Genomic DNA, 21,621 nt, shown 5'->3' with positions numbered 1-21,621 from the left:
TGGCTGAAGGCTCGGAACCGATCCATTCGGGGATGGTTGGTCTGGTTACGGATCGGCCCGAGATGAAGTGGTTGTCGGACGGCTCAAAGAACGCCCGGCACCTGGAATGATTTGGAAGGCGGCAAAATGCAGATGAATTCTATGACGGCCGGTGCGTTGGCGAACGGGGACAATGCACATTCGGCGCTGGACGCCGCGTGCGCCGAGGGCGCAGGAGACAATGCCGAAATGAAGCATGATGCTCTTTTCGACCGGTTCAGCAAAAGATTGAAAGCCCAGGTCGGGGTCGACGTGTATCAGAGCTGGTTCGGCCGCCTGAAGCTCCACTCCGCCTCCAAGAGCGTGGTGCGCCTCACCGTCCCCACAACCTTCCTGAAGTCGTGGATCAACAACCGTTATCTCGATCTCATCACGTCGATCTTCCAGGCCGAGGATCCGTCGATCCTCAAGGTCGAGATCATGGTGCGCAGCGCAAGCCGCAGCACCCGCGTCCCGGCCATCGAAGAACGCCCGGTGGGCACCGATGCCGCCCCGCAGCAGGCAGCAACCCGCCGGACGGGTCCGCAGAGCCTTGGCCAGATCGCCTCTCCTCCGGGGCCGTCGTCCGTCACGGGCCGCGCCACGAGCACCGCAAGCCCCCTCTTTGGCTCGCCGCTCGACAGCCGCTACACCTTTGATGGCTTTGTTGAAGGCGCATCGAACCGCGTGGCGCTCGCCGCCGCCAAGACCATTGCGGAAGCCGGCGCCGGTGCCGTGCGCTTCAACCCGCTGTTCATCCATTCCTCGGTCGGACTCGGCAAGACGCACCTGCTGCAGGCGATCGCCAATGCCGCCGTCCATAGCCCGCGCGCACCCCGCGTCGTCTATCTGACGGCTGAATATTTCATGTGGCGTTTCGCAACCGCCATCCGCGACAACGACGCCCTGACGCTGAAGGACTCGCTGCGCAACATCGACCTCCTGATCATCGACGACATGCAGTTCTTGCAGGGCAAGATGATCCAGCACGAATTCTGCCACCTCCTGAACATGCTGCTCGACAGCGCCAAGCAGGTCGTCGTCGCGGCCGACCGCGCGCCTTGGGAACTGGAATCGCTCGATCCGCGCGTCCGTTCGCGCCTCCAGGGTGGCGTCGCCATCGAGATGGAAGCGCCCGACTACGAGATGCGGCTCGACATGATGAAGTCGCGTCTGGAAGCTGCCCGCAAGGAAGACGCATCGCTCGATATCCCGGATGACATTCTCGAACACGTCGCCCGCAACATCACCAGCAGCGGCCGTGACCTCGAAGGCGCCTTCAACCAGCTGCTCTTCCGCCGCTCCTTCGAGCCGAACCTGTCGATCGAACGCGTCGATGAACTGCTCGCCCATCTCGTCGGCGCCGGCGACCAGAAGCGCGTGCGCATCGAGGACATCCAGCGCGTGGTGGCTCGCCACTACAACGTCTCGCGCCAGGAACTGGTGTCGAACCGCCGCACCCGCGTCATCGTCAAGCCGCGCCAGATCGCCATGTATCTGTCGAAGACGCTCACCCCGCGTTCCTTCCCCGAGATCGGCCGCCGCTTCGGCGGACGCGATCACACCACGGTGCTGCACGCCGTGCGCAAGATCGAGGAGCTGATCTCCGCCGACCAGAAGCTGTCGCAGGAAATCGAACTGCTGCGACGCCTGATCAACGAATAAGACGAGATATCAAGGCCGGCTCCCAAGCCGGCCTTTTGCTATGGCAGATCCCATGAGCCGCGATCCCTCCCTTAGATTTTACGATGAGTACGCCGAAGTCTATGCGGCGCGCGACCGCCGTCTGCCCGAGCGCCAGATGACCCGTTTCGTCGAGCGTCTTCCGGCGGACGCGCGCATCCTCGAGCTCGGCTGCGGTGCGGGTGACGACAGCGCCGCATTGATCGCCCGCGGCTTCGACGTCACCCCCTCGGATGGATCAGCCGCCATGGCGGCCGAAGCCGAGCGCCGCCTGGGGCGCCCGGTCCTGGTCCTGCCGTTCCAGCAGCTGGCCTATGTGGCGGAATTCGACGGCATCTGGGCCAATGCCTGCCTTTTGCATGTCCCGCGCCGCGATCTGCCGGATGTGATCGGCCGCGTGGCGCGCGCGCTCCGCCCCGCCGGACGCCTCTATGCCAGCTTCAAGACGGGTGGAGGGGAGGGGTTGGACAGCCTCGGCCGCTACTACAACAGGCCGTCACAGGAAGAGCTGCATGCGCTTTGCATTGCCGCCGGCTTCGTCGATATCGAGATCGAGACGGTCTCGGGCGGTGCGTTCGACGGCGAACCGACCACCTGGCTCTATCTTCACGCCGGTCTGGCCTGAACCTTGGCCACGGAAATGATCTCGGGGCTTGCCGCAACAAGGCGGCTGCCGTCGAAGTCGCCCAGCCATTCGACGTTCTCGAAACCCGCTTCCGCCAGCAGGCGGCCGATGGTGTCCCGGTCTGCAAACCGCAGCCGGCTTTCGCTCACCCTGGTCTCGCCGGTGTCGAGCAATGTGAACACCGCATCGAAGGTGACATGTTCGCCCTCGACAGCCTTGATCTGGTAGAACACCTCGACGCGACCGATCCCGGCCACCAGCTGCACGTCGCGGGTGTCGCTCTTCGTCCAGCGCTCCCAGGCCCTCGCCAGCGGATTGCGGCTCTCGAACACCAGCCGCCCCTCGGGCGCCAGATGCCGCCGGACGAAGTTGAGCATGGACAATGTCTCCGCATCGTCGAGAAACACCTGGAAGACATGTCCGGTCAGGATCACCAGATCGAATTCTTCGCCGAGCGAAAGACTGGGATCAAGCACATTGCCGTCAACCCAACGGACCCTTTCGGCCGTGTCCTTCGTCCGCGCCACCTTGAGCATGCCGGGTGCCGGATCAAGGCCCGTCACCGTATGACCGAGATCGGCCAGCGCCAGCCCGATTGAACCGGTTCCGCAACCGATATCGAGCACCCGGCAGGGCGCATCGCAGAGACCGAGGTAAAAATCTCTGTCCATCCCATGAATATTGAAGGCATCGTAGAGCACGGCCATGTCATAGCGGGCAAAGGCATCATCGACAGGCATGACACTCTCCTTCGTTCAGCAGGCGAGATCGGCGACCACGGCGTTGAGGATCAGCATGCCCGCCGGCGTGCAGCGCAGCCGCGAATTGCCCAGCCGCTCGATGAACCCCTGTTCCAGCAGGAACTGCTCCTTGTCAGGATCGGGGTCCCGCCCGGAGAGCTGCTGCCAGCGGGCGAGATCCACGCCCTCGCGCAGCCGAAGCCCCATCATCAGCAGTTCGTCGGCCTGGGCCTCGTTGTCCAGGTCCTCGCGTTCGACAATGCCATGGCCATCCTGCTCGACGGCCGAAAGCCAGGTTTCCGGATGCTTCTGCGCGGCCGTCGCAATCTTCGTCCGCCCCTTCGTCAGCCGTCCATGCGCGCCGGGGCCGATCCCGGCATAATCGCCGTAACGCCAATAGGTCAGGTTGTGCCGGCTCTCGGCGCCGGGGCGGGCATGATTGGAAACCTCATAGGCCGGCATGCCCTCGCGCGCGGTGATCTCCTGCGTCGCCTCGTAAAGTGTCGCGGCCTGCTCCTCGTCCGGCACGATCAGCTTGCCGGCCTTGTGCAGCCCGTAAAAGGCCGTGCCTTCCTCGATCGTCAGCTGGTAGAGCGACAGGTGGTCGACGGCATAGGAGATCGCCTCCTTCAGCTCGCGCTCCCAGGCCTCGACCGTCTGGTTCGGTCGGGCATAGATGAGATCGAAGGACATGCGCGGAAAGATTTCGCGCGCCAGTCGGATGGCTTTGAGCGCGTCCGCTACATCATGCAGCCGCCCGAGGAACCGGAGGTCCGGGTCGTTCAGCGCCTGCACGCCCATCGACACGCGGTTGACGCCGGCGGCGCGATAGCCGTGAAAACGTGTCGCCTCGACGCTGGAGGGATTGGCCTCCATGGTGATCTCGATCCCGTCAGGCACATGCCAGGTCGACGCGATGCCGTCCAAGATGGCGCCGACGGTCGAAGGATCCATCAGCGACGGCGTACCGCCGCCCATGAACACGCTGGTCACTGTCTTCGGGCCAGACAGCGCCCGCATCGTTTTCATTTCGGTGAGGAAGGCCTGGACGAAGCGCGCCTGATCGACGGGCTGGTGGCGCACATGGCTGTTGAAGTCACAGTAGGGACATTTGGCCGCGCAGAAGGGCCAATGGATATAGACCCCGAAACCGGGCTCGCCCGTATCGGGCAGAAGCGTAAACGACCTGTCGGTCAACGGCTCATGCCTCCAGGCAGGTTTCGACAAAGAGCTTGAAGGCCCGCGCCCGGTGCGACAGCGCTGCTGCATCGCCCGGTTTCCAGCCATGCTTCTCATCCGCCGTCATTTCGCCGAAGGTGCGGTCGTGACCTTCCGGCTGGAACACCGGATCGTAGCCGAAGCCGGCCGTGCCGCGCGGCGGCCAGGCAACGACGCCCTCGATTTCGCCCCGGAAGAATTCGGTATGGCCATCAGGCCAGGCCAGGCAGAGCACGCTGACGAAACGCGCGGTCCGCTGGGCGGCCTGCGTCGCACCACGTGCCTGCAGAGCCTTCTCGACCTTTTCCATCGCCCACGGAAAATCGCGTGTGCCGTCTTCCCGCTCGGCCCAGTTGGCCGTGTAGACGCCCGGCGCGCCGTCAAGCGCATCGATGACAAGACCGCTGTCGTCAGACAGGGCCGGAAGCCCCGAAGCCTTGGCCGAAGCGAGCGCCTTGATCGCCGCATTTTCCTCGAAGGTCGTGCCGGTTTCATCCGGCTCGACGAAGTTGAGGTCCTTGGCCGATTTCGCGGAGAAGCCGAACGGGCCAATCAGGTCGGCGATTTCGGCGATCTTGCCGGCATTGTGGCTGGCGACGACGATGGTGCGGGTGTCGAGCTTGCGCATGAGGGCCTCAGAGATTCCAGAGTTTTGGTTCGGCGCATTCCAGGCTGTTGCCGGCTGGATCGCGGAAATAGATCGAGCGGGCGCCGCCTGGCCAGCGGAAATCGGCTTCGATGGGGACCCCGGCGGAGTTGAGCCGTGCCACCATCGCATCGAGTGCATCGGCCGACACTCGAAAACAGAGATGCCCCGCGCCGCTCGTGCCGTGCGTTGGCACCGGCAATGAACCGGATGCTGCGGGCTTCACTGTCTCGGCCGGATTGAAGATCAGCACCACCGTCTGCCCGCAGCGGAAGAAGATGTGTCGATCATCATGCCGTGCGATGCGATCCAGGCCGAGTACCGTGCTATAGAAATGCTCGGCAGCGTCGAGGTCGGACGCATAAAGCGCCGCTTCCAGAACGCCTTCGATCTCCCTAGCCATCCACTCGGCCCTTCGTCTCAGGCAATCGCCTGTTTCTGCAGGGTCACCAGTTCGTCGATCCCGTTGCGGGCAAGGCCGAGCAGCGTCAGGAATTCGTCCTGGCTGAACGGCTTGCCTTCGGCCGTGCCCTGGATCTCGACGATGCCGCCGGAGCCGGTCATGACAAAATTGGCGTCCGTCTCGGCTGCCGAGTCTTCGAGATAATCGAGGTCGATCACGGGCTGGCTGGCGAAGATACCGCAGGAAACGGCCGCGATATGGTCCTTCAGGACCTTCTCGACCTTGATCATGCTGCGGGTTTCCATCCACTTCAGGCAGTCATGCAGCGCAATCCAGGCCCCGGTGATCGAGGCCGTGCGTGTGCCGCCATCCGCCTGGATGACGTCGCAGTCGATCGAAATCTGCCGCTCGCCGAGCGCTTCGAGATCGACGACCGCCCGCAGTGATCGGCCGATCAGCCGCTGGATTTCCTGCGTGCGGCCGCTCTGTTTGCCCGACGATGCCTCGCGACGCATGCGCTCGCCCGTGGCGCGCGGCAGCATGCCGTATTCGGCGGTCACCCAGCCCTTGCCGGAATTGCGCAGCCATGGCGGCGTCTTTTCTTCGAGGCTCGCCGTGCACAGCACATGCGTATCACCGAACTTGACCAGACAGGACCCTTCGGCATGCTTGGAGAAATTGCGCTCGAACGAGACTTTGCGCATTTGATCTGTTTTTCTGCCGGATGGCCGCATTGCAATCTCCTGGGTTGTCAGAGCCTTCTAAGGACGGTGGCAGTCCTTTGCAAAGAAAAAACCATGCGACAGTGCGGCAAGGCAGGGCGACAGCCCAATTAGTCCTTTGTCATCGGAGGGCGAATGACTATATTCTTGCCATGGAAACAATGAGATCATGCCCGCGCTGACAATGGCCGCACCCAAGACGACCATCGCAGATGTTGCCGCATCGCTGGACGACCGCTCCAGGGAGGTCTTTCGCCGGATTGTCGAGACCTATCTCGACTCCGGTGATCCGCTCGGTTCGCGCAACCTGTCGCGCCTTCTGCCGATGTCGCTGTCGCCCGCCTCGGTGCGCAACGTGATGAGCGATCTCGAACATCTCGGTCTCATCTATGCGCCGCATGTCAGCGCCGGTCGCCTGCCGACACAGGCAGGTCTGCGTTTCTTTGTCGATGCCTTCATGCAGGTCGGTGACCTCTCGGAAACCGAGCGTGACAGCATCGAACGCCAGATTCGTCCGTCGAGCCCCGGTCAACCGGTGGAAACCATGCTGACCGAGGCAAGCCGCATGTTATCGGGCCTGTCGCGCGGCGCAGGTCTCGTCATCTCGGCGAAGAACGATCCGGTCCTCAAGCATGTCGAATTCATCCGGCTGGAGCCCACCAAGGCACTTGCCGTCCTCGTCGGCGAACACAACCAGGTCGAAAACCGCATCATAGACCTGCCGTCGGGCGTCACGGCTTCGCAGCTGACGGAGGCCGCAAACTTTCTCAACGCCAACCTGGCCGGCCAGACGCTGCGCGAATTGCGCAGCCAGATCGACAGCATGAAGACGCAGGTTGCCTCTGAACTCGACACGCTGTCCCAGGACCTTGTCGAACGGGGCCTCGCGGTCTGGTCGGGCGAAGGCGCCGAGCAGAATCCGACGCGCCTCATCGTGCGTGGCCGCGCCAACCTGCTCGAAGGGCTGGTCGATCTCGAAGATATCGAGCGTCTGCGGCTGCTGTTTGATGACCTGGAGCGTAAGGAAAGCCTGATCGAGATCCTCGATCTCGCGGAAAGCGGTCCGGGGGTGCGCATCTTCATCGGCTCGGAAAACAAGCTCTTCTCCCTCTCGGGCTCGTCGCTGATCGTCGCGCCCTATCGGGATGGCGAGGATCGGATCGTCGGCGCCGTCGGGGTCATTGGCCCCACCCGGCTCAACTATTCCCGCATCGTTCCGATGGTGGATTATACCGCCCAGCTGATGGCGCGCCTGTCACGCACGGGGCGCTAGGCTGAATTGGCCGCCGACACTTGATTTTTTCACCTCAAACCCTGATATCGGGCACGAAATCGAGCCTCGTGTTCGACAATGCAGAATCATTCGGAGAACGTCATGACCGAAGAAACCAACAAGAACGGACCTGACGCGGACGCCGCAGAGGCTTACGCTGCCGAAGCTCAGGAAGACCAGGCACAAGCAGAAGCGGAAACCGAGGCCGAAGGCGGCGAAGGCGATGCCCTTGACGCCTTGAGGGCAGAAAATGCGGACCTGCGCGATCGCTTCCTGCGTCTGGCGGCCGACATGGACAATCTGCGTCGCCGCACCGATCGCGAAATCAAGGATGCGAAGTCCTACGCGGTCACCGGCTTTGCCCGCGACATGCTGTCGGTTTCCGACAACCTGCGCCGCGCCATCGAGAGCCTGCCGGAAGAAGCCCGCACGGGTGCTGACGCCGCCGTCACCGCGCTGATCGAAGGCGTGGAAATGACGGAGCGTGGCATGTTGGCCACCATGGAGCGCCACGGCATTCGCAAGATCGAGCCGGTCGGCCAGAAGTTCGACCCGAACTTCCACCAGGCGATGTTCGAAGTGCCCAATCCGGACGTTGCCAACAACACCGTGGTCCAGGTGGTGCAGGCCGGTTATGCCATCGGCGAACGTGTGCTGCGCCCCGCCATGGTCGGCGTCGCCAAGGGTGGACCCAAGGCCGAAGCCGCAGAGGATGCGGCGAAAGCCTGATCGAGGCCCCATCGCAAACGAAAAAAGCGCCCCCGAAAGGCGCTTTTTTTGTGTCTGCCTATGTTCGATGCGCAGCTTACGCCGCGTTCGAGGCCTGTTCTTCGTTCAGGAACGTATAGATCGCGGAAGCGGAATCGGTGGCGCGCAGCTTGGCGACGAGATCCTGATCGCGCAGGACACGGGCAATGCGCGACAGCGCCTTCAGATGATCGGCGCCGGCGCCTTCCGGTGCGAGCAGCAGGAAGACGAGATCGACCGGCTGGTCGTCCAGCGCTTCGAAATCGACAGGGGTTTCGAGCCGCGCAAAGACGCCGGTGATCTGCGTGACCTTGTTGAGCTTGCCATGCGGAATGGCGATGCCATTGCCCACACCGGTCGAACCCAGACGTTCGCGCTGTAGAATGACGTCGAAGATTTCACGCTCGGGGATATTGGTGAGCTTGGAAGCCTTGGCCGCGAGTTCCTGAAGCAACTGCTTCTTAGAGTTCACCCTGAGTGCCGGTACGACAGCGTCCTGATGCAGCAAATCTGCCAAGGCCATATCAATTTCCTTCATGCGTCTGAGCCGGTGGCGGGCGAACGTTTTGCGTTCGCCCGCGCCAGTCTCGTCAGCCTTTGATGTTGGCGGAATCGATCCACCCGATATTACCGTCATTGCGACGATAAACGATATTCAATTGTTCTTTTCCCGGGCTTCTGAACAGGAGAACCGGTTCGTCCGTCATGTCGAGGGCCATGACTGCCGAAGCAACCGTCATGGTCCGCAATTTCTTCGTGCTCTCGGCCACGATCGTCGGTGCATAGTCTTCCGGCAGTTCCTCGTGGTCGTCGTCCAAGGAATCCATGACCGCATAGGCCACCTCGATCGGCGGGTTCGATGCTTCGCCGGCGTGATGATCCTTCAGCTTGCGCTTGTAGCGGCGCAGGCGCTTCTCGACGCGCTCGAAGGCGGTGTCGAAGGCCACTTGCGGATCATTGGCCTCGCCTGCGGCATGCAGGTTCGCGCCGGTATCGAGATGCACCAGGCAATCGGCCGAAAATCGCGATTGCGATTTTGCTACGACCACTTGCCCGGAATACCCTCCGTCGAAGTATTTGGTAACCGCATCCTGGATTCGGTCTTCGATCCGCTGGCGGAAAGTTTCACCGATTTCCATCTGCTTGCCGGATACACGCACACTCATGGAGTTTCCCTTCTTATGATTGGTTACGTGCCCATTTTACGCCAAGCGACGCCCGCGTCCAAGCTTTTCGAGAGGGGCGGGCAGTCTGTACCTTCGTTTGTCGGGCGTGATCCGGCCAATTGTCTCCGGGGCCAACAGTGTGCGCTGTCGATTGCGGCGCGCTTCTAGCCGCCATCCTTTCAAAAGTCAATGACCGGTCAATTTTCGGAATTTCGGGCGGCCGTCAATGAGCCGAAATCTTCGCCATCGCCCGCTTTTCCCGGCGTCTCTGCACGGACGAGGGGATGTTCATCGACTCGCGATATTTGGCCACGGTCCGTCGTGCCAGCTCGACACCACCCGCCTTCAGCGTGTCGACGATGTCGTCATCCGACAACACGGCCTCGGGACTTTCCTTCTCGATCAACGCCCGGATCCTGTGACGAACTGCCTCGGCTGAATGGCTGTCGCCGCCCTCCGCGGAGGCGATCGACACCGTGAAGAAATATTTGAGTTCGAACAGCCCGCGCGGCGTCATCATGTATTTGTTGGTGGTTACGCGGCTGACGGTGGATTCGTGCATCTTGATGGCATCGGCGACCGTCTTCAGGTTCAGCGGCCGCAGGTGATCGACGCCGTGGTCGAGGAAGGCCGATTGCTGGCGCACGATCTCGGCCGCCACCCGGCTGATCGTCCGGGCTCTCTGGTCGAGGCTTCGCGTCAGCCAGTTGGCATTCTGCATGCACTCCGACATGAAGGCCTGGTCGGGGCTGTCCTTCGCCCCGCCTTGCCGGCCGACGGCCACCATATAGCTGTGATTGACCAGTACCCGGGGCAGGGCGTCGGGATTGAGCTCCACCTGCCAGCCGCCATTGTTGTCCGAGCGCACCACCACGTCAGGTGTCACGGATTCCGACAGCGTGTGCTCGAAGCTGCCGCCCGGCTTCGGATTGAGCTTGCGGATCTCCGCCAGCATGTCGAGCAGGTCTTCCTCGTCGACGGCGCAGAGCCGCTTCAGCGTGGCAAAATCCCGCTTCGCGAGCAGTTCCAGATTGTCGATCAGCATGGCCATCGCCGGATCATACCGGTCGCGCTGACGCAGCTGGATCGCCAGGCATTCGCTGAGCGAGCGGGCGAAAACGCCGGATGGTTCCAGAGTTTGCAGGGTCTGCAGGACGGCTTCGATCTGGTCGCGCGCGCGGCCGAGGCGATCCGCAAGTTCGTCGAGATCGAGCCGCAGATAACCGCATTCGTCGAGATGGTCGACCATGATTGCCGCGATCAGCTGATCGGCGGGCGCGGGCAGGGCGAAAGGGATCTGTTGGTTGAGATGGTCGCGCAGGCTGACCTGTCCGGCCACGAAATCGTCGAGATCGACGCCCTCACCGGTTTCGCCGGCATGGCCCGGCATGGATTTCCATTGTCCCAGCAGTTCCGGCGCGTCTGGCCGCACGCTGGAGCCCTCGTCGGCAAAGGCCGTGTCGAAATTGGTGTCGAGCCGGTCGTTGAGGCGTTCGCTGCCGCTGCCTTCATACCAGTCGCTGTCGAGCGAGGGGCTTCCGGCCGTGTCATCGGTGGATTGTCCCGCATTGGCGCCGCCGCCATGGAGGTCGGAAGTGTCGGCCGATTCCCCGCCCAAATCTCCGTCATCTGCATTCAATTCGAGCAGTGGATTGCGTTCCACTTCCTGCGCGATGAATTGCATGAGTTCGAAGTGAGTCATCTGCAGCAGTTGGATCGACTGCATCAACTGCGGTGTCATCACCAGCGATTGGCTCTGTTTCAGGAACAGATTCGCGGATAAGGCCATGGCGGACGCTTAACTCCCCTGCATCCCCCCGCAGAACCACAGGTTCTGACGGGTGAATTCCAATTGGCCCAAAAATTGCTTTTTATTTTGGTTTGGTCAAGCCGCAGGGAGATGGCGGCGGGCTTTTATTGTCCCGATCACAGGCTGAACTTGTCACCCAGATACAAACGGCGGACATCCGCATTGTTGACGACGTCGTTGGCCCGGCCGTGGGTCAAGACTTCGCCGGCATGGATGATATAGGCCCGGTCGATGAGTCCGAGTGTTTCCCGCACGTTATGGTCGGTGATCAGAACGCCGATGCCGCGTGCGGTCAAGTGGCGGACGAGGTTCTGGATATCCGACACCGAGATCGGATCGACACCCGCAAAGGGTTCGTCGAGCAGCATGAAGGTCGGGTCGGTCGCGAGCGCGCGCGCAATTTCCAGGCGCCGGCGCTCACCGCCCGACAGCGCGACCGACGGCGACTTGCGCAGCTTTTCGATATGAAATTCGTGCAGTAGCTCGTCGAGCTTCGCCTCGCGCTTCTTCTTGTCCGAAACATGCACTTCCAGCACGGCGCGGATATTGTCTTCCACGCTCAAGCCCCGAAAGATCGAGGCTTCCTGCGGCAGGTAGCCGACGCCCAGCCGCGCCCGGCGATACATCGGCATGGACGTGACGTCGTTGCCGTTGATCGAGATCGTACCGGCATCCACAGGCACGAGGCCGGTAATCATGTAGAAGCACGTGGTCTTGCCCGCGCCGTTCGGGCCGAGCAGGCCGACGGCTTCGCCCCGCCGCACGACCAGCGAAGCGCCGTTGACGACACGGCGGGAATTATAGGCCTTGGTCAGGCCATGCGCGATCAGCGTGCCTTCGTAGCGCGCCTTGTCGCCGGGCAAGCCCGCCGGTGCAGCTGCCGCGCCGGCCTGCTTGGTCTTGGAGAAAAAGGGCATTTGCACGAGCCGATCCGTTATTGCTTCTGCGATTTGGGGTCGAGCTGGATCTGCACGCGACGCCCGCAACTGTCGAGCTTGGCCTGTCCTGTTTCCATATGGACCGTCAGCTTACAGCCGACGAAGACATTCTGGCCTTCCGACAACACCACCTTGTCGCCCTCAAGGACGAAAACCTGCTTCGACATGTCGAAGTAGCCCTTGTCGGCCGTCGCCTGCTGCGTCTCCGACTGCAGGAAGACCTTGTCCGTCACATCGATCTTTTCGATGTCCGCATTGCCCTGCGTGACGGTGGTGCCTTCGCCGCGATAAAGAACCGTCATGGCGCCCGCCTGCAGCGTGGTCGTGCCCTGCACGACCTTGACGTTGCCGGTGAAGAAAGCCTTCTTTTCCTGCTCCCGGATCTCCAGCGCATCGCTTTCGATCTGGATCGGCTGGTCGTTCGACAGCTTCATCCCAGCCATCTGGCTGGTTTTCGTCTGCGCCAGCGCTGCCGAAGCGGCAAAGGCGGCGCAACCCGTCGTTACGACGAGACCAGCGATCATGAGCGAGGAAAGGCGGCGTTGTTTCATGGCTGGATCGTTTCCATTGACCGATTGCTGCGCAGGGACGAAGGCTCGAGGTTCAGCCTGACATCCCCGGAAAATATCATTGTTCGACCCTTATCCTTCATATTGAGGGAGTTCGCAACAATCGAGGCGCCCTTGGTTTGAATGGCGACAGGGTCTTTCGTCTCCATCGAGCCACCCGCAATATTGAGCCGCGCCGAATTGAACTGCGCGTCGATTCCACTGGACAGATTGAGGGTGAAGGGCTTGTCCAGATCGAGGAAATTGGCGCCGCGATCGAACAACCCGCCCTGGGCCACGATTCGGGCCACCACATTGTCGCTGACCGGAACTGCCGCAGTGATGGTTTCAAGTGTAATGAGATTGGGATTCTTGACGTCCTGCAGGGCGCGATCGGCCCGCATGGAATAGTTGACCCCTTCGGAATTGCGGCCCGCGATCGCCGGCTTCTCCATCACGATCTTGCCGTTTTCAATCTTCGCCGATTCGATCTGCAGCTCTTCAGGCATCATGCTGCGCACGGCCGAAACGCCGATGAAGATCAGCGACACGACGAGCGCGCCGACAGGCAAAAGCACGCGCAGACGCCGCACGCGCGCCGAATGGCCCACCGCGCGGCGATAGGCTGCCGCGTCTGAGGCGATCCCCTTCGTCTGCCCGATATCGGAGGGTGTTTGCAGCATGTGTCGGAATCCAATCTGATGGCGGGCGACCTTATCCGTCGATCGGCCCGCAGCAATTCGTCGTTTCGCATGTCTCTTGGCGCTTGCCAATATGGCCCATATGGATTGTCGGCCGTCAGCTACAAGAGCAAGGCGAGCTTGACCGTGTCTTGCGACTGTCATGCGGAGAAAGTGAGGCCAAGACCCTTCCAAATGATTGTGACATTGGTCATTGGCTTCGCAAGGCGGTCGCTTTATGGTTAAGTTGTTCCTTGACTGGGCTTTTTCGCTTTGGCAACGTTGGCGCCGCTCAAGTCACAACAGAAAAATGCAGGGGGTCGGCGTGATCAAGTCGGAATTGGTGCAGATTGTCGCGGCCCGTAATCCGCATCTCTATCATCGCGATGTCGAAAACATCGTCAACGCCGTGCTCGACGAGATCACGGATGCGCTGGCCGCCGGCAATCGTGTCGAGCTGCGTGGCTTCGGCGCTTTTTCGGTCAAGAATCGCCCCTCGCGCTCCGGCCGCAATCCGCGCACAGGTGAAACTGTCTTCGTCGAGGAAAAGTGGGTGCCCTTCTTCAAGACCGGCAAGGAATTGCGCGAGCGCCTGAACCCCGGCATGGGCGACGAAGACGACGAATAACATCGTGTCGCATTGAAAATTCGGCGCCTGGCCTTACCTTGGCCGTGGTGACATACCGCTCGGTCCCGAGAGCGGAACTGCAGGGAGTTGCAAGATGGTCCGGAAAATCGTGAGCCTCGTGGTGCTTCTTCCGCTGGCGATCCTCCTGATCGTTCTCGCCGTCGCCAATCGCCACGCCGTGAGCCTCGCGCTCAATCCTTTCAATCCCGCCGACCAGGCGCTCTCCGTCTCAGCCCCGCTCTTCGTGCTGCTCATCCTCGCGGTCATGCTCGGCGTGCTGCTCGGCGCCGTCGTCACCTGGTTCTCCCAGGGCAAGCATCGCAAGAAGGCGCGCAGCCAGTCGCGCGCGGCACAGCAGTGGCAGGCCGAAGCCGATCGCCAGAAAACCCGCGCCGAGCAGATCGCCGGCGCAACCCTGCCTCAGGCAGCCCCGCAACTCGCCGCCAAATAAGCTCGCGGCAAATTTTCTTTCCGCGCCCTGTCCGGAATGCTAAGGGCTGGCCGAGATTAGCACCGAGCCACGGATCATTGACGTGAAGAACAAGGAACGTCGCCCCGGCGCCAAGCCATTCCCGGGAGCGAAGCCAAAAGCCAATGGCGATGCTGGCCGCCCGCGTCCCCCGAAGGGCGGCGATTTCGCTGGCAAGCCCAACCGGCCGTCGACAGGCCCGGCATCAGGGCCTGCGGCCGGCAAGCCGGAGCGCAGCAGTTCTCGCCCCGTGCGTCGCAGCCCCGCAGAGGACGGCAAGGTCGCAAGCCCGGCTGATACGGCACCAGAACCGGCCCGTGCACTCACCGTCCGCACCGGCGACCGCCCGGCCGAGCGTGTACCCCTCATCCTCGAATCCTCCGGCGCCGGTGATTTCCACCTGATCGACAGCGGCGACGGGGTAAAGCTCGAGCAGTACGGCCCCTATCGCATCGTCCGGCCCGAAGCTCAGGCGCTCTGGCCGAAGGCGCTGCCCACCCATGTCTGGGACAAGGCCGACGCGGTCTTTACCGGAGACACCGACGAAGACGGCATGGGCCGCTGGCGTTTCCAGCGCGAGGCGCTCGGCGAAACCTGGCCGCTGTCTTTGCTCGGAATCGATTTCCACGGCCGCTTCACCGCCTTCCGCCATGTCGGCGTCTTCCCCGAGCAGATCGCTCACTGGAGCTGGATGAAAGAGAAGATCGAGGCCGCCGATCGGCCTCTGAAGGTCCTGAACCTCTTCGGCTATACCGGTGTCGCCTCGCTGGTGGCCGCAGCTGCCGGCGCCGAAGTCACCCATGTCGATGCGTCCAAGAAGGCGATCGGCTGGGCGCGCGAGAACCAGTCTCTGAGCCGCCTCGATAAAGCCCCGATCCGCTGGATCTGCGAAGATGCGATGAAGTTCATCCTGCGCGAGGAGCGCCGCGGCCACCGCTACGACATCATCCTCACCGACCCGCCGAAGTTCGGCCGTGGTCCGAATGGCGAAGTCTGGCAACTCTTCGACCACCTGCCGCTGATGCTCGATGTCTGCCGCGAACTGCTGGCACCCAAGGCCGTCGGTCTTGTGCTGACGGCCTATTCGATCCGCGCGAGCTTCTACTCGATCCACGAACTGATGCGCGAAACCATGCGCGGCAAGGGCGGTCTGGTCGAATCGGGCGAACTCGTCATCCGCGAGGCCGGCCTTGACGGCAAGACGCCGGGGCGCGCGCTCTCCACCTCTCTCTTCAGCCGCTGGGTGCCGAAATGACCGACGACTATCGCCATGAGGGGCCGCGCCGCGTCGGCCAGGTCAAGGAAGTCACCAGCCTCGCCAATCCCATCATAAAGGACATCAAGGCGCTCTCGCAGAAGAAGAGCCGCGACGAAAGCCGCAACTTTTTGGCCGAAGGCCTGAAGCTCGTCATTGATGCGCTGGATCGCGGCTGGACCATCCGCACCCTCGTCTATGCCAAGGCTGGCAAGGGCAAGCCCCTGGTCGAAAAGGTCGCCGCCCGCACCGTTGCTGCAGGCGGCCTGGTGCTGGAAGTCAGCGAAAAGGTCATGTCCTCGATCACCCGGCGGGAAAACCCGCAAATGGTCGCCGCCGTCTTCGAACAGCGCTGGACGTCGCTCAAGGATATCAGGCCGCAGGGCACCGAAACCTGGATCGCGCTCGACCGCGTCCGCGATCCCGGCAATCTCGGCACGATCATCCGCACCGCTGATGCGGCCGGCGCCTCGGGCGTCATCCTCGTCGGTGATTGCACCGATCCCTTCTCGATGGAAACCGTGCGCGCCACCATGGGTTCGATGTTCGCCCTGCCGCTGGTCAAGACGACGCCCGCCGATTTCCTCAAATGGAAGAAATCGGTCGATGCACGCCTCGTCGCCACGCATCTTGCCGGCGCCGTCGACTACCGCACCATCGATTACCGTTCGAAGCCGGTTATCCTGATGATGGGCAACGAACAATCAGGTCTGCCGGATGAGCTGGCAGAGGCGGCCGACAAGCTCGCCCGCATTCCCCAGGTCGGCATGGCCGACAGCCTCAATCTGGCGGTCGCAACCGGTGTCATGCTCTTCGAGGTGCGCCGCCACCTGCTCGCGCTCGACGGAGGCAAGTGACCGATGCTGTCAGCTTTCAATCGGCCGCTGCCGGTCATCGCCTTCATCATCGCCGCCCTGCTGCTTGATCAGGCGATCAAATATGCGGTCGAGATCTATCTGCCCATGCAGGAGCTGATCCCGGTTCTGCCCTTCTGGGCGCTTTACCGCACCCATAATCTCGGCGTCGCCTTCTCGATGCTGTCCCATCTCGACGCCTGGTTCATCGTGGCGCTCCGCCTGGTCATCGTCGCCTTCGTGCTCTGGCTCTGGCGCAAGACCGGCCCTGAGCAGCACTGGGCCCATCTCGGCTTTTCCATGATCATCGCCGGCGCCCTTGGAAACCTGATCGACCGCTGCACCTATGGCTATGTCGTGGATTACATCCTGTTCTACACGCAGACCTGGTCCTTCGCCGTCTTCAACCTGGCCGACAGTTTCATCACGCTCGGCGCGGCTTGCATCGTCATCGACGAGATTATCCAGCACCGGAAGCCCAAGCCGGAAGCCGACTGACGGGCATGCCCAATTTTGTCACTTTCCTGTTGCAGTAAAGTGTTTAAACCCCCGTGACTTGAACGCTGGACGAAGCTGATGAGCGTGGACCTGATCGACCGTGGATTGATGCCGGATCTTGCCCCCGTGGCGCCGCCGCTGGCCGTATCCGGCACGCGCGATCTGCTCGGCCGCATCGGCAATCTCGAAACCCGCATCGCCCGCACAGAACGCGAGATCGATGCGGCACAGGCCGTGCGTTACCGCGTCTTCGTCGACGAGATGAAGGCCCAGGTCTCCGCTGAAGATGCCCGCCGTGGCCGTGAAATCGACAGCTGGGACAGCATCTGTGACCATCTCCTGGTGCTCGATCGCTCGATCGATGGCGACGCCGAAGACCAGATCGTCGGCACTTACCGCCTGCTGCGCCACGAAGTGGCTGTTGCCCATGGCGGTTTCTATTCCGGCTCCGAATTCGCTGTGAACGCGCTGGTCGCCCGCCATCCGGGCAAGCGCTTCATGGAGCTCGGCCGCTCCTGCGTGCTGCCGCAATACCGCACCAAGCGCACGGTCGAACTGCTCTGGCAGGGTTGCTGGGCCTATGCGCTCCATCACCGCATCGACGCCATGTTCGGCTGCGGCTCCTTCCCCGGTGTGCAGCCGGAAGAGCATGCGCTGGCGCTGTCCTTCCTGCATCAGAATGCCGTCGCCAAGGGCGAATGGGCCGTCGATGCACTGCCTCATCTCTACCGCGAGATGGACCTGATGCCCTCGGAAGCGGTCAACCCGCGCCGCGCCCTCTTCTCCATGCCGCCGCTGATCAAGGGTTATCTCCGCCTCGGCGCCATGGTCGGCAATGGCGCGGTCGTCGATCAGGCCTTCAACACGACAGACGTGCTGATCATCCTGCCGATCTCCAGCATCTCCGGCCGCTACGTCAACTATTACGGCGCCGACGCCGGCCGCTTCGCCAGCGCCAGCTGATCCTCGTCTCCCCGCTTGCGGGGAGAAGTCAGCCCGAAGGGTTCAGGTGCAACGCGTTGCACCGGGGATGAGGGGGGCGGCGCAGCCGAACCACAAACCCTCAGGTTTCACCAATCACCGCGAAACGATGCATCCGGCGGGAATATCTCCGCCTACGCCGCTCCGGCAACCATCGACCACCTCCACCTTGCCCACCCGCACTGCCACTTCCGCCACCATGGGCAGGTCGGCAAGTTCTCTCAGGCTCATGGTAAGCAGCTCCGGGTGCCCCGACGGATCAAGCCGCCAGTCCGGCTCGGCGTAACTGTTCTGCTGAAACAGCGTCTTCCAGAAAATCTTGAACATGGCCTTGCCTTCCGCGCGCCTGATGGACGCGAAATCGGTTTGAACAGGCCTTGATCCTCTGCTTCCCCTTGATGCTTTTCAATTGAGTTTTGCCCCGGCCGGCTATAGTTTTCCTATATGAAAAACCTGAACCAGGTGCATCTGAACGGCCTGCGCGCCGTCGAAGCCGTCGCCCGCTTGGGATCGCTCCATGCCGCAGCAGACGAACTTGGCGTGTCGGTCGGCGCCGTCAGCCAGCAGGTGATCAAGACCGAGCAGCAGCTCGGCCGGACGCTCTTCGAGCGCACCAGCCGCGGCATGGTCCCGATCGAGACGGCGGCCGGCGTTCTCTCGCGTCTGCTGGATGGCTTCCGGCTGTTGTCCGGTGCCGTCGCCCTGGCACAGAAGACCGATGACAGCCTGCTGACGATCTCCGTCGCCCCGGTCTTTGCCGCCCGCTGGCTCGTTCACCGCATCGCCGCCTTCTCGGCGCTCTATCCCCATATCGGTCTCAGGATCGACGCCAATGACCGGCTGACCGACGCCAGCCAGGCGGATGTCGATCTGAGGATCCGGGTCGGTCGCGGCCAGTGGCCCTGCTTCAAGGCCGAGCTGATCCTGGAGCAACGGGTGGCGCCCGTTTGCACACCTTTAATGGCGGAGCGGCTGAAGCAGCCCGCCGACATCCTGGATCTTCCCAAGATCATCGACAGCCGCGCCATGTTCACCTGGGATGTCTGGCTCTCAGCCGTGGGTTTGGCCGGCGCGGAGATCAAGGCGCGCCACAGTTTCAGCGAAGCCTCGCTGTGTCTTGATGCGGCAATCGCCGGTCAGGGGGTGATGCTCGCCTGGCAAACGCTCGCCTCGCACCAGCTGCAACACGGCCAGCTGGTCGCGCCCTTCGGCCCGGCGGTGAAGACCGGCTTCGGCCACTACTTCGTCGTCCCCGAGAATGCAAAGCGCTCCGACAAGGTCGACAAATTCAAGCGCTGGCTCAAGCGCGAGCTTGACGAGGATATGGAGCGGCTCGCGAAAGCCGCTCCGGTCTTTGCGTCCGGAAATGCGTCTTAATCAGCCCGCCGCATTATAGGCCGCAATCGCCGCCATATTGACGATGTCGCTGTCCTTCGCGCCCATCTGCGCAATCTGCACCGACTTCTCAAGCCCGATCAGCAGTGGCCCCATCACGGTCAACCCGCCCAGTTCCTGCAGCATCTTGGTCGAGATCGCCGCCGAATGGATCGCCGGCATGACCAGAACGTTTGCCGTGCCCGAGAGACGGCAGAACGGATACTGCTCCATCCGGTGGCTGTTGAGCGCGATATCTGCGCCCATCTCGCCATCATATTCAAAGGAAACGCCGCGCCGGTCGAGCACCTTCACCGCCTCGCGCACCCGCTCCGAACGTTCGCCGGTCGGATGGCCGAAGGTGGAATAGGCGAGCAGCGCCACGCGCGGCTCCAGCCCCAGCCGATGCGCAACACCCGCCGCTTCTTCCGCGATATCCGCCAGCTCCTCTGCCGTCGGCATGTCGTGCACGGCGGTATCAGCCACCACGATCGTACGCCCACGCGCCAGCGCCAGCGACACCCCGATCACCCGGTGACCGGGCGCCGTGTCGATGCAGCGGCGCACGTCTTCGAGTGCGGTCGAATAATTGCGCGTCGTACCGGTCACCATGGCATCGGCATCCCCGAGTGCCACCATGCAGGCGGCAAAGTGGTTGCGGTCGGTGTTGATCAGCCGCTGCGCATCGCGGTGCAGGTATCCCTTCCGCTGCAGCCGGGCGTAGAGATATTCGGTATAGGCCTCGACCCGGGTCGACAGCCGCGCATTGACCACCTCGATGCCGGGACGGTCGAGATCGATCCCCGCCCGCTCTGCCGTTGCCTTCAAGGGTTCGTCGCGGCCGAGCAGGATGGCGGTGCCGAGCCCCTGGTTGACGAAGGCGATTGCCGCCCGCATCACCTGCTCCTCTTCGCCCTCGGCAAAGACGACACGTTTGGGATGGCTGCGCACGTGTTCGTAGATCCGCTGGGTGGCCGCCGCGATCGGGTCGCGCCGGGCCGACAGCTCATGCGCATAGGCACCGAGATCCTCGATCGCCTTGCGCGCCACGCCGCTCTCCATCGCGGCCCTCGCAACGGCCACCGGAATGGCCGAGATCAGACGCGGGTCAAAAGGCACGGGAATGATGTATTGCGGCCCAAAGCGCGGCCGCTCGCCCTGATAGGCAGCCGCCACATCGTCCGGCACGTCTTCGCGCGCGAGATCCGCGAGCGCCCTGACAGCCGCAATTTTCATCGCATCATTGATCTGGCTCGCCCGCACATCAAGCGCACCACGGAAAATATAGGGGAAGCCGAGAACATTGTTCACCTGGTTCGGATAGTCCGAACGCCCGGTCGCCATGATCGCATCGTCGCGGATCGCAGCCACTTCCTCCGGTGTGATTTCCGGGTCCGGATTGGCCATGGCGAAGATGATCGGGTTCGGTGCCATCGAGGCGATCATGTCGGAAGACAGTGCACCCTTTTGCGAAAGCCCGAACACAACATCGGCGCCGACCATGGCTTCCTTCAGCGATCGACGGTCAGTCTTCACCGCATGAGCAGATTTCCACTGGTTCATGCCCTCGGTGCGGCCTTGGTAGATCACGCCCTTGGTGTCGCAGAGAATGATGTTCTCACCGTTGAAACCCATGGCCTTGATGAGCTCGATACAGGCGATCGCCGCAGCCCCCGCGCCATTGCACACAAGCTTGGTCGTCTTGAAGTCGCGCCCCGTCAGCTCCAGCGCATTGATCAACCCGGCAGCCGCAATGATCGCCGTCCCGTGCTGGTCGTCGTGGAAGACCGGAATGTCCATCAGCTCGCGCAACCGGCTTTCGATGATGAAGCAGTCTGGCGCCTTGATGTCTTCGAGATTGATCCCACCGAAGGAGGGGCCGAGGTAGCGCACGCAGTTGATGAATTCGTCGACATTTTCGGTATCGACCTCAAGATCGATGGAATCGACATCGGCAAAGCGCTTGAAGAGGACCGACTTGCCTTCCATGACCGGCTTGGAAGCCAGCGCCCCGAGATTGCCGAGGCCAAGGATGGCGGTGCCATTAGAAATGACGGCGACCATATTGCCGCGTGTCGTATAATCATAGGCCGTCGCCGGATCGGCAGCGATCGCCTTCACGGGCACGGCGACACCGGGGGAATAGGCAAGCGACAGGTCGCGCTGCGTCGCCATCGGCTTGGTCGGGGTAATTTCCAGCTTGCCCGGCCGCCCCTGCGAGTGAAAGTCCAGCGCTTCCTGTTCCGTCACCGAGACTTTCGTCCGGCCGGTCGTCTTCTCGTTTGCCATGCGTCCCCTCACCATGTTGTGGGCAGCGGGCGAACGCCGGCCCATCCTTGTTGTGT

The 21,621-nt window shown here is 62.5% G+C and carries 24 protein-coding genes; 11 read left to right on the top strand and 13 right to left on the bottom strand.

Going from position 1 to position 21,621, the window contains the following annotated elements; genetic code table 11:
* Window positions 1-126 precede the first annotated feature (126 nt).
* The gene (gene dnaA, locus DFO46_RS16310; RefSeq protein ID WP_110790212.1) at window positions 127-1,683 is read left to right on the top strand and encodes a chromosomal replication initiator protein DnaA; all 1,557 of its coding nucleotides are present in this window, start codon (window positions 127-129) and stop codon (window positions 1,681-1,683) included.
* Between the two features lie 52 nt (window positions 1,684-1,735).
* Complete coding sequence (locus DFO46_RS16305; protein WP_120278291.1) at window positions 1,736-2,326, top strand: class I SAM-dependent methyltransferase; 591 nt, start codon at window positions 1,736-1,738, stop codon at window positions 2,324-2,326.
* Here DFO46_RS16305 and DFO46_RS16300 read toward each other — a convergent pair.
* Genes DFO46_RS16300 through rph form a run of 5 tightly spaced genes read right to left on the bottom strand, consistent with a single transcriptional unit; the run spans window position 2,308 to window position 6,067 of the window.
* Window positions 2,308-3,066 carry a class I SAM-dependent methyltransferase gene (locus DFO46_RS16300; RefSeq protein ID WP_120277996.1) on the bottom strand — a complete coding sequence of 253 codons (759 nt, stop codon included), beginning with the start codon at window positions 3,064-3,066 and terminating at the stop codon, window positions 2,308-2,310. The two genes, DFO46_RS16305 and DFO46_RS16300, sit on opposite strands and share 19 nt — an antisense overlap.
* 15 nt (window positions 3,067-3,081) lie before the next feature.
* Window positions 3,082-4,263 carry a radical SAM family heme chaperone HemW gene (gene hemW, locus DFO46_RS16295; RefSeq protein ID WP_120277995.1) on the bottom strand — a complete coding sequence of 394 codons (1,182 nt, stop codon included), beginning with the start codon at window positions 4,261-4,263 and terminating at the stop codon, window positions 3,082-3,084.
* A gap of 4 nt (window positions 4,264-4,267) precedes the next feature.
* The gene (gene rdgB, locus DFO46_RS16290) at window positions 4,268-4,912 is read right to left on the bottom strand and encodes an RdgB/HAM1 family non-canonical purine NTP pyrophosphatase (RefSeq protein WP_120277994.1); all 645 of its coding nucleotides are present in this window, start codon (window positions 4,910-4,912) and stop codon (window positions 4,268-4,270) included.
* A gap of 7 nt (window positions 4,913-4,919) precedes the next feature.
* On the bottom strand, window positions 4,920-5,333 hold the full coding sequence (locus tag DFO46_RS16285) for a VOC family protein (RefSeq protein WP_120277993.1): 414 nt from the start codon (window positions 5,331-5,333) through the stop codon (window positions 4,920-4,922).
* 17 nt (window positions 5,334-5,350) lie between these two features.
* Window positions 5,351-6,067, bottom strand: coding sequence for a ribonuclease PH (gene rph, locus DFO46_RS16280; RefSeq protein WP_110790207.1), 717 nt, complete (start codon window positions 6,065-6,067; stop codon window positions 5,351-5,353).
* Between the two features lie 172 nt (window positions 6,068-6,239).
* Here rph and hrcA point away from each other — a divergent pair, with 172 nt between their 5' ends.
* Together hrcA and grpE are read left to right on the top strand one after the other, a co-directional pair.
* Window positions 6,240-7,328 carry a heat-inducible transcriptional repressor HrcA gene (gene hrcA, locus DFO46_RS16275; protein ID WP_110790390.1) on the top strand — a complete coding sequence of 363 codons (1,089 nt, stop codon included), beginning with the start codon at window positions 6,240-6,242 and terminating at the stop codon, window positions 7,326-7,328.
* 102 nt (window positions 7,329-7,430) lie between these two features.
* Window positions 7,431-8,057, top strand: coding sequence for a nucleotide exchange factor GrpE (gene grpE / locus DFO46_RS16270; RefSeq protein ID WP_245408821.1), 627 nt, complete (start codon window positions 7,431-7,433; stop codon window positions 8,055-8,057).
* Window positions 8,058-8,133: 76 nt separating this feature from the next.
* On the opposite strand, the gene ptsN is transcribed toward grpE, so the two are convergent.
* The 6 genes from ptsN to lptC form a co-directional block, all read right to left on the bottom strand.
* Entirely contained in the window at window positions 8,134-8,598 is a 465-nt protein-coding gene (gene ptsN, locus DFO46_RS16265; protein ID WP_110790205.1) for a PTS IIA-like nitrogen regulatory protein PtsN, read from the bottom strand.
* 67 nt (window positions 8,599-8,665) lie between these two features.
* A complete protein-coding gene (gene raiA / locus DFO46_RS16260) occupies window positions 8,666-9,241 on the bottom strand; it encodes a ribosome-associated translation inhibitor RaiA (RefSeq protein WP_110790204.1) in 576 nt (191 codons plus the stop codon).
* A 223-nt stretch (window positions 9,242-9,464) separates the two neighbouring features.
* A complete protein-coding gene (gene rpoN, locus DFO46_RS16255) occupies window positions 9,465-11,030 on the bottom strand; it encodes an RNA polymerase factor sigma-54 (protein WP_110790203.1) in 1,566 nt (521 codons plus the stop codon).
* A gap of 137 nt (window positions 11,031-11,167) precedes the next feature.
* Complete coding sequence (gene lptB / locus DFO46_RS16250; RefSeq protein WP_183041912.1) at window positions 11,168-11,974, bottom strand: LPS export ABC transporter ATP-binding protein; 807 nt, start codon at window positions 11,972-11,974, stop codon at window positions 11,168-11,170.
* Between the two features lie 11 nt (window positions 11,975-11,985).
* Entirely contained in the window at window positions 11,986-12,513 is a 528-nt protein-coding gene (locus DFO46_RS16245) for an LptA/OstA family protein (RefSeq protein WP_245422623.1), read from the bottom strand.
* A gap of 23 nt (window positions 12,514-12,536) precedes the next feature.
* The gene (gene lptC / locus DFO46_RS16240) at window positions 12,537-13,220 is read right to left on the bottom strand and encodes an LPS export ABC transporter periplasmic protein LptC (protein ID WP_110790200.1); all 684 of its coding nucleotides are present in this window, start codon (window positions 13,218-13,220) and stop codon (window positions 12,537-12,539) included.
* 322 nt (window positions 13,221-13,542) lie between these two features.
* Here lptC and DFO46_RS16235 point away from each other — a divergent pair, with 322 nt between their 5' ends.
* The 6 genes from DFO46_RS16235 to DFO46_RS16210 all read left to right on the top strand — a co-directional run bounded on the left by DFO46_RS16235 (window position 13,543) and on the right by DFO46_RS16210 (window position 17,884).
* On the top strand, window positions 13,543-13,845 hold the full coding sequence (locus tag DFO46_RS16235) for an integration host factor subunit beta (protein WP_054149157.1): 303 nt from the start codon (window positions 13,543-13,545) through the stop codon (window positions 13,843-13,845).
* Window positions 13,846-13,939: 94 nt separating this feature from the next.
* Entirely contained in the window at window positions 13,940-14,296 is a 357-nt protein-coding gene (locus DFO46_RS16230) for a LapA family protein (protein ID WP_110790199.1), read from the top strand.
* 82 nt (window positions 14,297-14,378) lie between these two features.
* On the top strand, window positions 14,379-15,569 hold the full coding sequence (locus DFO46_RS16225) for a class I SAM-dependent methyltransferase (protein ID WP_120277991.1): 1,191 nt from the start codon (window positions 14,379-14,381) through the stop codon (window positions 15,567-15,569).
* A complete protein-coding gene (locus DFO46_RS16220) occupies window positions 15,566-16,426 on the top strand; it encodes an RNA methyltransferase (protein WP_120277990.1) in 861 nt (286 codons plus the stop codon). Before DFO46_RS16225 ends, DFO46_RS16220 begins: the two co-directional genes overlap by 4 nt.
* Before the next feature lie 3 nt (window positions 16,427-16,429).
* Complete coding sequence (gene lspA / locus DFO46_RS16215) at window positions 16,430-16,921, top strand: signal peptidase II (RefSeq protein ID WP_120277989.1); 492 nt, start codon at window positions 16,430-16,432, stop codon at window positions 16,919-16,921.
* A gap of 78 nt (window positions 16,922-16,999) precedes the next feature.
* A complete protein-coding gene (locus DFO46_RS16210; protein WP_120277988.1) occupies window positions 17,000-17,884 on the top strand; it encodes a GNAT family N-acetyltransferase in 885 nt (294 codons plus the stop codon).
* A gap of 114 nt (window positions 17,885-17,998) precedes the next feature.
* Here the strand turns inward: DFO46_RS16210 and DFO46_RS16205 are convergent, their stop codons facing one another.
* Window positions 17,999-18,229 carry a hypothetical protein gene (locus DFO46_RS16205; RefSeq protein ID WP_120277987.1) on the bottom strand — a complete coding sequence of 77 codons (231 nt, stop codon included), beginning with the start codon at window positions 18,227-18,229 and terminating at the stop codon, window positions 17,999-18,001.
* A gap of 117 nt (window positions 18,230-18,346) precedes the next feature.
* Here DFO46_RS16205 and DFO46_RS16200 point away from each other — a divergent pair, with 117 nt between their 5' ends.
* Complete coding sequence (locus DFO46_RS16200; RefSeq protein WP_120277986.1) at window positions 18,347-19,279, top strand: LysR substrate-binding domain-containing protein; 933 nt, start codon at window positions 18,347-18,349, stop codon at window positions 19,277-19,279.
* Here DFO46_RS16200 and DFO46_RS16195 read toward each other — a convergent pair whose 3' ends face one another.
* Window positions 19,280-21,565 carry an NADP-dependent malic enzyme gene (locus DFO46_RS16195; RefSeq protein ID WP_120278290.1) on the bottom strand — a complete coding sequence of 762 codons (2,286 nt, stop codon included), beginning with the start codon at window positions 21,563-21,565 and terminating at the stop codon, window positions 19,280-19,282.
* Window positions 21,566-21,621: the final 56 nt, after the last annotated feature.

It is taken from the genome of Rhizobium sp. AG855 (assembly GCF_003610655.1).
Classification (GTDB): Bacteria; Pseudomonadota; Alphaproteobacteria; order Rhizobiales; family Rhizobiaceae; genus Allorhizobium; species Allorhizobium wuzhouense.
This window is presented reverse-complemented; position numbering and strand designations above follow the sequence as displayed.